10 protein-coding genes are annotated in these 13,372 nt (G+C 40.7%); all 10 read left to right on the top strand.

Annotation, left to right across the window (positions count from 1 at the left end; translation table 11 throughout):
• Positions 1 to 7 precede the first annotated feature (7 nt).
• Complete coding sequence (locus tag H9565_RS11675; protein WP_215439813.1) at positions 8 to 463, top strand: Fur family transcriptional regulator; 456 nt, start codon at positions 8 to 10, stop codon at positions 461 to 463.
• A 12-nt stretch (positions 464 to 475) separates the two neighbouring features.
• Positions 476 to 1,747: an adenylosuccinate synthase gene (locus H9565_RS11670; RefSeq protein WP_215439812.1), complete on the top strand. Its 1,272-nt coding sequence runs from the start codon at positions 476 to 478 to the stop codon at positions 1,745 to 1,747.
• 143 nt (positions 1,748 to 1,890) lie between these two features.
• Positions 1,891 to 3,654, top strand: a complete 1,764-nt coding sequence (locus H9565_RS11665; protein WP_246560556.1) for an OstA-like protein — start codon at positions 1,891 to 1,893, stop codon at positions 3,652 to 3,654.
• The gene (locus H9565_RS11660) at positions 3,651 to 4,832 is read left to right on the top strand and encodes an aspartate aminotransferase family protein (RefSeq protein WP_215439810.1); all 1,182 of its coding nucleotides are present in this window, start codon (positions 3,651 to 3,653) and stop codon (positions 4,830 to 4,832) included. Before H9565_RS11665 ends, H9565_RS11660 begins: the two co-directional genes overlap by 4 nt.
• Positions 4,833 to 4,929: 97 nt before the next feature.
• Complete coding sequence (locus H9565_RS11655; protein ID WP_215439808.1) at positions 4,930 to 6,330, top strand: tetratricopeptide repeat protein; 1,401 nt, start codon at positions 4,930 to 4,932, stop codon at positions 6,328 to 6,330.
• 115 nt (positions 6,331 to 6,445) lie between these two features.
• On the top strand, positions 6,446 to 7,360 hold the full coding sequence (locus H9565_RS11650; protein WP_215439807.1) for a DUF368 domain-containing protein: 915 nt from the start codon (positions 6,446 to 6,448) through the stop codon (positions 7,358 to 7,360).
• Positions 7,361 to 7,371: 11 nt separating this feature from the next.
• Positions 7,372 to 8,406 (top strand): DUF368 domain-containing protein, encoded by a 1,035-nt coding sequence (locus tag H9565_RS11645; protein WP_215439805.1) that lies wholly within the window; start codon positions 7,372 to 7,374, stop codon positions 8,404 to 8,406.
• Between the two features lie 31 nt (positions 8,407 to 8,437).
• Complete coding sequence (locus tag H9565_RS11640; RefSeq protein WP_215439803.1) at positions 8,438 to 9,178, top strand: shikimate dehydrogenase family protein; 741 nt, start codon at positions 8,438 to 8,440, stop codon at positions 9,176 to 9,178.
• 191 nt (positions 9,179 to 9,369) lie between these two features.
• Entirely contained in the window at positions 9,370 to 11,499 is a 2,130-nt protein-coding gene (locus H9565_RS11635) for a DUF349 domain-containing protein (RefSeq protein WP_215439801.1), read from the top strand.
• A gap of 168 nt (positions 11,500 to 11,667) precedes the next feature.
• On the top strand, positions 11,668 to 13,206 hold the full coding sequence (locus H9565_RS11630; RefSeq protein WP_215439800.1) for a sulfatase: 1,539 nt from the start codon (positions 11,668 to 11,670) through the stop codon (positions 13,204 to 13,206).
• Positions 13,207 to 13,372: the final 166 nt, after the last annotated feature.

Raw genomic sequence — 13,372 nt, 5'->3', positions numbered from 1 at the left:
CCTAGTTATGGCAGCCAACAAAAATCAAGAAATCGTAAAAAACGTTTTCACCACTTTTTTAGAAGAAAATGGGCATAGAAAAACACCCGAACGCTATGCCATACTTCAAGAAATTTATGATAGCGAAGATCATTTTGACATTGAATCGCTGTACATAAACATGAAGAACAAGAACTACAGGGTAAGTCGTGCTACACTCTATAACACTATAGAACTTTTATTGGAGTGTAAACTGGTTCGCAAACATCAATTTGGCAAAAACCAGGCACAATACGAGAAATCATATTTTGATCGCCAACATGATCATGTTATTTTAACCGATACCGGTGAGGTAATGGAATTTTGTGATCCTCGTATTCAATCTATAAAGAAAACCATTGAGGAAGTTTTTGATATCAAAATCAATACACACTCCCTTTATTTTTATGGTACTCGAAATAAAAACGAAAACACGAACAGCTAACCAAAATTTTAAATGGCAGTAGATTTATTGTTAGGATTACAGTGGGGAGACGAAGGAAAAGGAAAAATTGTTGATGTACTTACAACAGATTATGACATCATCGCTAGATTTCAAGGAGGCCCAAACGCAGGGCATACATTGGAGTTTGATGGCATAAAACACGTATTGCACACGATACCTTCGGGAATTTTTCACAAAAATGCCTTAAATATTGTTGGTAACGGGGTAGTTATAGACCCGGTAATCTTCAAAAAAGAATTAGACGCATTAAAAAAGTTCAATTTAGACATAAAGTCCAAATTGTTCATCTCAAGAAAAGCACACCTAATATTGCCTACGCACCGCTTGTTGGATGCGGCTTCGGAAGCATCTAAAGGAAAAGCGAAAATTGGTTCTACCCTAAAGGGAATAGGCCCAACTTATATGGACAAGACAGGCCGTAACGGTATGCGTATCGGTGATCTTGAAATGTCCGATTGGAAAGAAAAATACCGCAATCTGGCCAACAAGCACGAAGCCATGATCGCTTATTACAATGTAGATATACAGTATGATTTGGCAGAATTGGAAAAAGACTTCTTTGAGTCTGTTGCCGAATTGAAAGAGCTGACTTTTATTGACAGTGAGGAATATCTGTACCAAGCTCAAAAAAGCGGAAAGAAAATATTGGCAGAAGGCGCGCAAGGTTCTTTATTGGATATTGACTTTGGAACTTATCCTTTTGTAACATCCAGTAATACCACGGCTGCAGGTGCCTGTACCGGTCTTGGAGTTGCTCCAAACCAAATTGGCGATGTAAAAGGTATTTTTAAGGCCTATACTACCCGAGTTGGTAGCGGCCCTTTTCCCACTGAACTTTTTGATGAGGACGGTGAGACCATGGCCCGCGTGGGTAATGAATTTGGTGCTACCACGGGCCGCCCTAGAAGATGTGGCTGGTTAGACCTTGTTGCTTTAAAATATGCTGTAATCATTAACGGTGTTACCGAATTGATGATGATGAAAGCCGATGTTTTAAGTGGATTTGATACCATAAAAGTATGTACCGCCTACAATTACAAAGGTGAGAAAATAGAGCACCTTCCGTTTAATATCGAAGCGGAGAATGTAACGCCAGTTTACTCGGAAATGAAAGGTTGGAAAGAAGACCTTACAAAAATGAGCAGCGCCGATCAGCTACCTGCATCGTTACAGGAATACATCAATTTCTTGGAAAAAGAACTTGAAGTGCCTATTAAAATAGTTTCCGTAGGGCCTGACCGTACGCAGACTATACACAGATAATCAAAGGTTACAGAAGAGCTTCGAAATATACATTTTTCGATATGTAGTTTAGGATAGTGTGGATACTTACAGATTTCAGTGCGTTCTGTAAACCTCCTAAATCTATCCTAAACTATATTGCTTCCTTTAAAAAAAACCTACTTTTGGGCAAAATTCAGATAGCATTGAACCTACTCCGCATTTTTTTGTTCTTCCTTGGCGCAACTCTTATAGGCCATGCACAAGAGGAAAAGACTTCCTCTAAGGATACCACACAGAGTAAACAGATTAATATTGTTTACGGTGCCAACTTCACTAAAAACGAAGCCCAATTTCCCGGTGCCTCTATCTTTAGCAAGGATGACAAACAAGTACAATTTGAACACCAAGGAGCAGACCTCTGGTGCGATATTGCCATATATTACCAAAAAGAAAACCGTTTACGTGCTCTGGGCAATGTGCGCTTGCAACAAGGGGATTCCCTAGAAATGACCAGTGGTAAAATTAATTATGACGGAGAAACCAAATTGGCCAAAGCCTTTGAAAGCGTTCTTTTAGAGACTGACCAGAAGAGTAGCAAAGTAACACTTAGGACAGATACATTATATCTAGACCGTGAGAAACAAGAAGCTTACTACAACAGTTTCGGAACCATTGTAGATTCAACCAACACGCTTACCAGTGAAATTGGTCGCTATTTCATGGAATTGGATAAGTATCAGTTTCTAGACAGTGTACATATAGACAATCCACAGTATATTGTGGATTCCGAGCAACTGGACTACTATACTACCTCCAAGAACGCATACATGTACGGCCCTTCTACCATAACCGGAGAAACCTATAAAATCTATTGCGAACGTGGCTTCTACGACACTAAAATTGAAAGTGGCTACGGGATAAAAAACACCCGTATAGACTACAACAACCGTATTATTGAAGGGGACAGTGTTTATTTTGATAAAGCCACAGAATTTGCCTCTGCTACCAATAATATTATAGTAACGGATACGGTGAATAACGGAATTATCCGTGCGCACTATGCCGAGGTCTTTAAGGCAAAGGATTCTGTATTTGCTACAAAACGGGCTGTCTCAATTAGTCTTGTGGAGCAGGATTCACTCTATATGCACGGAGATACCTTAATGATTACCGGAAAACCCGAAAACAGGATACTACGTGCCTTTAGGAACGCAAAATTCTACAAAACCGATTTAAGCGGAAAATGCGATTCCATTCATTCTTCGGAGAAAACAGGAATTACCCAATTGATACGAAATCCGGTTTTATGGAACGGTGATAATCAAATGACGGGAGACAGCATTCACCTGATATCCAACTTGGAAACAGAAAAATTAGACTCGCTCAAAGTATTGGAAAATGCTTTTATTATCTCGTTGGATAGTATAAGTATGACCGGCTACAACCAAGCCAAAGGCAAAGACCTATTTGGTAAATTTGTAGACAACGAGCTTAAATACATAGACTTGGTAAAGAATACCGAAGTTATTTATTATATGTACAATGATGATGAAGAGCTTATAGGTATAGACAAGACCATTTGCAGCAAGATAAATATTGTAATGGCCAATAACGATGTGGAAGACCTTACGTTTTTCATAGAGCCCGATGGCGATATTTTTCCAGAAACGGAACTCCCTGTTGAAAGCAGGAAACTAAAAGGTTTCATTTGGCGTGGTGATGAACGTATAGTAACAAAAGATGATATTTTTGATGAAGATGACAACAACGTTGTCCTCCCCATCATAAGAGGTATAGAAAATCCTATAGATATTGATGCCGAAGAGGCGGAACGTTCCGGTAATTCCAATGACCCGGTAAACAATATCCCCCCTGCCAACAACAAAGCTCCGGCCCCTACCCTTAGGCCTAAGGTCAAAAAAGTGACTTCCAGTTCCGTACAATGAAACAAGATTTTTTAAAATATCAGGCGCAAACCTCACCACATCCGTTGGCTTTAGAGGTTTCGCACGCTAAGGGCAGTTATATTTATGACACCAAGGGCAACGCTCATTTAGATTTTGTTGCAGGGGTTTCAGCATGTAGTCTTGGCCATTGTCACCCTAAAGTAGTGGCCGCCATTCAGGAACAAACGGAAACCTATATGCATGTTATGGTATATGGGGAGTATGTTCAGCAACCTGCCGTAGCTTACACAAAATTGCTGGCATCGCTTTTATCGGATTCTTTGGAGACCACGTATATGGTCAACAGCGGAACGGAAGCCGTTGAGGGCGCCATAAAGCTGGCAAGAAGAGCTACGGGAAGAAGCCAATTACTGGCTGCGCGGCACGCCTACCATGGCAATACCATGGGCAGTTTAAGCTTAATGGGCTATGAAGAACGAAAAAGTGCGTTTAGGCCGCTTCTACCGGATGTAGGTTTTATTGAATTTAATAACGAAGACGATTTAAAAAAAATAACCAGAAAGACGGCCGGGGTCATTTTAGAGACCATACAAGGAGGTGCCGGTTTTATTGAGCCTAAAAACGGGTATTTAAAAAAAGTGCGTCAGCGCTGTAACGAAACGGGCACTTTGCTCATTTTAGATGAGATTCAACCTGGTTTTGGCCGTACGGGAAAACTGTTCGCTTTTGAGCATTATGACTGTGTTCCCGATATTTTGGTTACCGGAAAAGGAATGGCTTCCGGACTTCCCGTTGGTGCATTTACCGCATCCCAAAAACTCATGGCTACCCTACAGGACAGCCCTAAATTAGGCCATATTACCACTTTTGGTGGAAATCCGGTCATTGCAGCGGCCTGCTTGGCCACGCTTAAAGAAATTACGGAAACGCAACTTATCTCTCAAACCCTTATAAAAGAAGCCCTTGTTAGAAAACTGCTTCAACACCGACTAATTAAAGAAATTAGGGGAAAAGGGCTTATGCTGGCTTTGATTCTGGAAAATGCCGAAATAGCCAACCATTTGGTACTAACCTGTGCCAAGAAAGGTTTAATTCTATTTTGGTTACTTTTTGAGCCCAAAGCGGTTCGGATTTCTCCGCCTTTAACCATTTCAACAGACGAGATTGAAAGCGGTTGTGGCATAATCCTTGAAGTTTTAGAAGGTTATAAGCAATAACCTGTTAACTAATTTGTTAATAATATAGGTGTAATCACGTTTAAAAGTGCCATTCAAAAGGCTACTTTTAATAACATAGTTTAACCAAAACGTTCCTATGGCGTTAGAATCCAACGAAAGGCCCAATAGGCCGATTGCCAAGTTTGAATCGATGCTTAAAACCGACGACATCTATTTCTTTGATGCCGAAGATTTTGAAGACATCATACATCACTATTTGAACAACGGCAAAATAGCGCTAGCGAAAAAAGCAATTAAAATTGGTCTGCAACAGCACCCAGATTCTATTGAACTGAAGTTGTTGAATATTGAGGTATTGGTTTTTGAAAACCAACTGGATATTGCGGAGCAGTATCTGGACGAACTTCAAATATTAGACGCTACCAATGAGGAAATCTTTATTCAGCGCGCTAACATATATTCTAAAAAAGACAATCACGAAGCGGCGGTAGCCCTGCTTAACCAAGCCTTGGATTTAGCAGAAAACAGCTTTGATATTCATTCCCTACTAGGAATGGAGTACCTCTTTATGGACGATTTTAAACTGGCCAAAGAGAGTTTCATGCGCTGTGTATCTTTTGATGAACAGGACTACTCCTCACTTTACAATGTTATTTACTGTTTTGAATTTTTGGAAGATCATGATGGTGCCATTGTGTACTTGAACGATTACCTAGAGCGCAACCCTTATTGCGAGGTAGCATGGCATCAGCTTGGAAAGCAGTATATGTATAAAAAAATGTATACTGAGGCACTCGCGGCATTTGACTTTGCCATTATATCCGATGACACCTTTATTGGTGCATATTTTGAGAAAGGGAAAGTGCTTGAAAAACTGGGCAAATACAATGAGGCCATTGAGAATTATGAGACTACCATTAAAATGGAGGACCCAACTTCGCATGCATATCTAAGAATAGGCAAATGTCATGAGCGGCTGCAGAATGACGATATGGCCAAGTATTATTACTACCATACCGTTCATGAAGACCCGTTATTGGACAAAGGTTGGTTGGCCATCACCGATTTTTATTATAGAAGGGAAAACTATACAAAAGCCCTTTATTACGTAAACAAGGCTTTGAATATTGATGGCGAAAACCCTCTATACTGGAAGAAGTGCGCCTACATTAATGCTGCGCTTAAGAAGTATGATCAGGCAGATTTTGCCTTTAAACAAGCTGTAGACCTAGGCAATTACGAACTAAAGACATGGCTTAACTGGGCAGATGTAGTCCTTAACAATGAAGACGCTACCAGCGCATTACAGATTTTGGCCCAAGGACAGGAATTCTATCCGGACAATGCAGAACTTAAATACAAAGCGGCCGGTTTTCATTTAGCTAATAACGATATTATTAACGGTCGTATTTGTTTGATGGACGCATTAAAAATAGATATTCAAAAATTACCGCTATTCTTTGAGGAATTTCCTCAGTATACCAAATCCGAGTGGGTTTTAAAAGCTGTAGAAAAAGCCGAAAAATCTTCAAAATAAACATTTAATTACCAAGCCCTTATAATTTTTCTAGTTTAAAATTATAAGGGCTTGGTCCATTTTTTCCTACGTTCAAATTTTAAAAGCTATTTTTGCTTTTCAACGAACAAACCACATGGAAAAAAGAAACTTTTTAGACTATACTTTCATTACCTTAAAAGGTATGGCCATGGGCGCCGCCGATGTTGTACCAGGAGTCTCAGGAGGCACAATTGCCTTTATTTCCGGAATCTACGAAGAACTTATCACCTCTATTAACAATGTAGACCTTTCCCTTTTTAAGGAGCTTAAGGAAAACGGACTAAAAGCCGCTTGGAACAAACTGAACGGAAATTTTCTATTGGCCCTTTTTGCCGGGATTGCTATAAGCGTTCTATCCTTGGCAAAACTGGTAAGCTGGTTGTTGGAAAATAAGCCAATCCTTATCTGGTCTTTCTTTTTTGGACTGGTTATAGCAAGTATCCTACTCGTAGGGAAAGAGGTTCAAAAATGGAACGCAAAAACGATTATTGCTCTAATTTTGGGAGCTGCCGTGGCCTATTACATTACTATTTTACCCCCTTCGGAAAGTGCGGATAGCCTTCCCTATCTTTTTCTTTCAGGGGCTTTAGCCATTTGTGCCATGATTCTTCCAGGTATTTCCGGAGCTTTTATTTTGGTTCTGTTAGGATCGTATAAAACCATTATTGATGCTGTTCATAATCTGGATTTTAAGATCATTGGTACTGTAGGTGTTGGGGCTATATTCGGTCTTTTGAGTTTTGCCAAGCTTTTAAAGTGGATGTTCAATAATCAAAAGAATCTAACCTTGGCTTTGCTGACCGGCTTTATAGTGGGGTCGCTTAACAAAATATGGCCTTGGAAAAGAGTACTGGATACCAAAACCATTGGTGAAAAAATCATTACCATAGACGAAAATGTAAGTCCGTTTAATTTTGATGGCGACAATCAACTTATGATTGCCGTTATAGCGGCATTGGCCGGTTTCTTGGTAATTTTCATCCTTGAAAGAACCGCTTCTAAAAAATAAGTCCCCTTTTCATGTACAATACCAGAACATTTCTTGACAAATTCTTTTTGGTCATAAAAGGTCTGTGCATGGGTGCCGCTAATAAAGTGCCCGGTGTATCAGGAGGTATTGTTGCATTTGTGGGTGGTTTTTATGAAGAGTTTATTTACTCGCTTCAAAAAATAAACCGCAAAGCATTCAAGCTATTACTAAACGGTAGGTTCAAGAGCTTCTTCAGGTATATTAACGGTACGTTTCTCTCCCTTTTGATTTTTGGAATGCTGGTCAGCTATTTTAGTGTTTCCAAACTCTTGGATTATTTCTTGGAGCAAAAAGAACTCTTTGTCTGGGCCGCATTCTTTGGTATGATTTTAGGTTCTATCTATTACATTTCAAAGGACTTTGAACACTGGAACAAAAAAACCATAACGGCCGGCATTATAGGTCTTATTGTAGGTATATCCATAAGTTTTTTAAATCCTGCCAAAGAGAACGACAATCTGTTTTTTATTTTCGTCTGCGGTATTATTAGTGTATCCGGTATGACGTTACCGGGTCTTTCCGGCTCCTTTATACTTATTCTTTTGGGCAATTACGTGCTGTTATTGGTAGATTCCGTTAATGCCCTCTACGATACTTTTGCAGAAGTTTTACAAGGCGATTACAGTTTTACCAGTAATAAGGAACGCTTGGACACTTTAATCATTTTGGCCGTGTTTACGGCCGGTTCAGCAACGGGCTTGGTTAGCCTTTCCCATCTTCTGACCTATGTTCTTAAGAACTACAAACACATTACCACGGCCGTTATCATAGGCTTTATAACTGGGTCTCTGGGCGTGGTTTGGCCATGGAAACGTACTATTTTTAAAACCGATGCCTCAGGAGAATTGGTTTTGGATAGCAACGGAAAAGAGATTATAAGCAACTATGAACGTTTCTTTCCCGATCTGACTACTTCGGAAACCTGGTGGGCCTTATTTTTTGTGGTCTTTGGTATTGCCATTTTATTGGTATTGGACTGGTACGGAAAGACACGTAAGAATACGGAGTTAACACAGCAAGCATAAACTATTTTACACTTTAGCCTAAATATTAAAAATGAAAAAAGTACGATTCGGACTAGTAGGTAAAGACATTTCATATTCATTCTCCAGAGGGTATTTCACCCAAAAATTTGCGGATTTAGGTTTGGAGGACCATTCGTACGAAAACTTCGATTTTCAGGCTATTGAAGAAATTCAGGACGTATTGGACAACAACTCGGATATTAAGGGAATGAACGTTACCATTCCGTACAAGCAGGAGGTAATGCCTTTCCTCACAGAGCTAGACCCCGAAGCCGAAAAAATAGGAGCCGTAAATACCATACAGTTCTCAAAAAACGGGCTGAAAGGATTTAATACCGATGCCTATGGGTTTAAAAATGCCATGGCGCCTTTCCTAAAACCACATCATACCAAAGCACTTATTTTAGGTACAGGCGGCGCTTCTAAAGCCGTGGCCTATGTTTTGGGTGAACTTGGTATTTCCTATGTTTTCGTTTCAAGAAATCCGGGGAAGAACAAAATAAGTTACGACCAAGTAACGGAAGAGGTATTAAAGGAACACACCATTCTAGTAAATTGTACGCCCTTGGGAACACACCCCAATATTGAGCAGCGGCCTGCCCTACCCTATGAATTTATAACTGACCAGCATTTTCTGTTCGACCTGATTTACAACCCGGAAAAAACGGCTTTTCTAGCCGCCGGAGAGGCCAAAGGCGCCCAAATTTCCAATGGTTTGCGCATGCTGGAACTTCAAGCGGACCGTTCTTGGGAGATTTGGCAAGAAAGTTAATCTGTCTTTGCTCCCATCACCTTAAACATAACTACCTAAGACCAAGCATCTTTCGGCTGCCCTGCCATTTTCTGGGCCTTAGGAAATATTTCTATCGCACTCAAAAGCTAAAATACCCCCATACCTTTTGATGTTAGATTGGTTGTTAGTATCTTACCCTTGCATTTTGCAAAATCAATATCTCAGAAACGATGGAAGATAAGGAACGGGAACTACAACATAACGTAGGGGAAGAAAACAAAGAAGAAATCACCAAAACTACGGAGCCTACCGCAAATACGGAAGCCTCTGAAGTGGTAGATATTCCTGAAAAAGAACCATCCGGATCACCAGAGGAAAAAGATGCTCCAACAGAGCCAGCAACTACGGAAGCCGCCGAAACAGAAAAAACAGAAGCGGCCCCTTCAAAATCTACTGATGAGGAGGAAGTTGCCACAACTGCCGAAACTAAAGATACCGCTTCCAAAGATGATGATGCCGTACTGGAAGAAATAGATGAGAACAATGCCGAAGATGCCGAGGATACGGACAATCAAGAGCGACACACCATTCCGCTTTTGGACTATCACTCCATGTCTATGGAAAATTTAGTGGGAGAGCTTCAAAAATTGGTCCGTAACGAAAAAGTACAGGCCATTAAAAAGCATGTAGACGGAATCAAGTCAGAATTCGACCTGAAATTTCAAGAATTTATAGAAGGTAAAAAGGAAGATTTTATAAACGGTGGTGGTAACGAAATAGATTTTAGATACAATTCCGTAACCAAAAGGCAGTTTAACGAGGTGTATTCAGATTACCGTGAAAAGCGGAACCAGTACTATAAATCCCTCGAAAAAAATCTAAAAGAAAACCTTAACAAGCGCCTTGAAATTATTGAAGAACTTAAAAGTTTGGTCAATGTAGATGAGGATATGAACACCACCTACAAGGCGTTCAAAGAACTTCAGGAAAACTGGCGCAATGCAGGTCCTATTCCAAGAACGGAATACAACAATGTATGGCGCACCTACCAGCACCATATAGAGATTTTCTATGATTTCCTTCATCTAAACCGCGAGTTGCGCGACCTTGATTTTAAGCACAACCTAGAAGAAAAGGAAAAACTGGTGGCCCAAGCAGAACTATTGGCCAAAGAACCAGATTTAACCATTGCTTTTAGGGATTTACAGACGTTACATAAAATCTGGAAGGAAGATATTGGACCCGTTGGCCAAGAACACCGCGAGGAAATCTGGGAACGGTTCAGCAATGCCACTAAGGTTTTACATCAAAGAAGGCAGGACCATTACAAGGAATTGGATGCCCAATACGAAAAAAACCTTGTTGCCAAAAACGAAATTATAGCGGCCATCCAAGCTATGTCCGCCAACGTGGCCACCAGTCACAAAGCACTACAGCAACAGATTAAAAAACTGGAAGAGCTTAGAAATGCCTTTTTTGCTGCCGGAAAAGTACCTAGAAATCAAAATGAAAAAACCTGGGACGCCTTTAAAACTGCCGTACGCAACTTTAACCGAAGCAAGAACGCCTATTATAAGAACCTCAAAAAAGAACAACAAGAGAACCTGGACAAAAAACGGGCGCTACTTGACCGTGCCGTTGCCTTAAAGGACAGTGAGGAGTGGGATAGCACCACGCCGGAAATGAAGCGCATCCAAAATGATTGGAAGCAAATTGGGCATGTACCTAGAAAATACTCGGACAAGATTTGGAAAGAGTTCAAAACGGCCTGTAACCATTATTTTGACCGTTTGCACGCTTTAAAGAACGAAGGCCTTAAGGAAGAGCAAGAGAACTTTGAAAAAAAGAGTGCCTGTTTGGAACGGCTATCGGCTTTTGAGCTTTCAGGTAAAAGGGAGGACGATTTAAAAACAATCAAAGAGTTTATTGCCGAATGGAAATCCTATGGAAGGGTTCCTTTCAAAAAGAAAAATATTGACCAGAAGTTCAATAAAATCTTGGACGGAATTTTCAAGAAATTAGATATTGACCGTCAAGAATCGGAGTTGCTTAAATACGGTAATAAAATTCAGCAATTGGCAGATGCGGATAATGAGCGCGCCATACAGAATGAACGTAGTTTTATCCGTAAAAAAATAGAGGAAAGCAAAGCCGAGATACGTCAACTGGAAACCAACCTACAGTTTTTCTCCAATGCCTCAGAGGACAACCCGCTGGTGCGCGATGTGGTAAAACGCGTAGAAGCCCATAAAGAAACGCTTGAAACCTGGAAAGCTAAGTTAAAAAAGCTCAACATTTTAAAGCATGATTTAAACAAGGCCAACGAGGAAGAGGAAGCAGCAAGCGGCGAAGAAGAATAGTTTCTTTTCTTTACTAACTTTTTTATACCCTCAAGTTTCGTATGGACTTTGGGGCAAAATTCTGTGCGGGATTATTTTAATTAAAACGGCGAGAAAATTTTGGAAAAGCGGGTTTGGATTCTTCTCTGTTTAAGATGGTATATACGCTATATTTTGAAACCTGAAAGAATGAAGAACAACAACCAATTGAAGCCAAAATTTTTAGTTTTTACACTATTTTCCCTTTTTAGTTTTACCTCATTTTCGGCCCAGGTCATAGACCAAGATCCGCCTAACATTATTATTTTTCTGGTAGACGATATGGGACTCATGGATACTTCGGTTCCGTTTCTAACGGATGCCAGCGGTAACCTAAAGAGTTATCCGCTCAATGATTTTTACCGCACGCCAGAGATGGAAAAATTGGCGAGTCAAGGTATTCGTTTTACCAATTTTTATGCCCATTCTGTATGTTCACCAACGCGAACCTCAATTATAACGGGTCAAAACTCGGCCCGACACAGGGTTACCACATGGATAAAATCCGAAGAGGACAATCGTACAGAATATGGCCCAACGGATTGGAATTGGAAAGGAATTACCAAAGAATGGGTTACCCTTCCTAAAATCCTACAGCAGGCCGGCTACAAAACAATCCATGTAGGGAAGGCCCATTTTGGGCCATTTCATAGCGAAGGGGAGAATCCGCTTCATTTGGGTTTTGATGTCAATATAGCCGGTAGCTCCATTGGGCAACCGGGCAGCTATTTGGGTACAGAAGCTTTTGGGCATACCGGAGGGAATAAAAAAAGGGCCGTACCGGGCTTGGAAAAATACCACGGTAAGGATATTTTTCTTACCGAAGCCTTGACCCTAGAGGCCAATTTGGCCATATCCAAAGCCAAAGAAGAAGGCAAGCCGTTTTTCCTGAACATGGCCCATTACGCGGTACATGCCCCGTTTTACTCGGACCCCCGTTTTGCTAAGAACTATGCAAATTCGGACAAATCGGAGAAAGCGCAGGCCTATGCCACCTTGATAGAGGGAATTGACAAATCCTTGGGCGATATTGTACAACATGTAAAGGATTTAGGGTTGGGCGAAAATACGCTTATCCTATTCTTAGGCGACAATGGCTCGGATGCCCCCCTACCAATTGAAAACGATTATAGCAGTTCCGCTCCCCTAAAAGGAAAAAAAGGAAATCATTGGGAAGGCGGTATGCGGGTTCCGTTTATAGCATCATGGGTTACTCCTAACAAAGATGCGGCATCCCAAGAGAAATTACCCATTGCCCAAAATGCCGTTCAGCAACAGATAGGTACGGTTTTGGATATTTTTTCAACCCTCTGCCATGTGGCGGAAACAAACGTTCCTGAAAATTATGTAACGGACGGGTTCGATTTAAAAGAACAGTTGAACGGACGAAAAAACAACCAGCGTAACGAAGTTTTCCTTAATCATTTTCCGCATAGCCACCGCTCCAACTATTTTTCCAGTATGGTTGATGGCAACTGGAAGATCGTGTACCATTATCAGGTAGAAGAATCACCCCGGTATGAGCTGTTCAACCTAGCGGAAGACCCTTTTGAAACCCATAATTTATCAAAAGAAAACCCTGAACAACTTCAACAGATGGTAACCACTCTATCTAGCGAGCTAAAGAGCAAAAACGCACTCTATCCGGAAAAAGGGCAGCACACTTTAGAGGTGATAGCTCCCCAATAATGTTAAAATACATTGTTTTACCATTAGCCTAGAATAGCCCAAAAAAGAGGTGTAATTCCTTAACCGAAACCGCTAAATTCATTAATTTTGCCCTGCAAAATAACACTTGATGTGTAGCCTTGACACCTAGGTAAAGATTACTCTTTCCTCTTTGCCCTTATGACTG

The sequence above is a fragment of the Zobellia russellii genome (assembly GCF_018728565.1).
Taxonomy (GTDB): domain Bacteria; phylum Bacteroidota; class Bacteroidia; order Flavobacteriales; family Flavobacteriaceae; genus Zobellia; species Zobellia russellii.
This window is presented reverse-complemented; position numbering and strand designations above follow the sequence as displayed.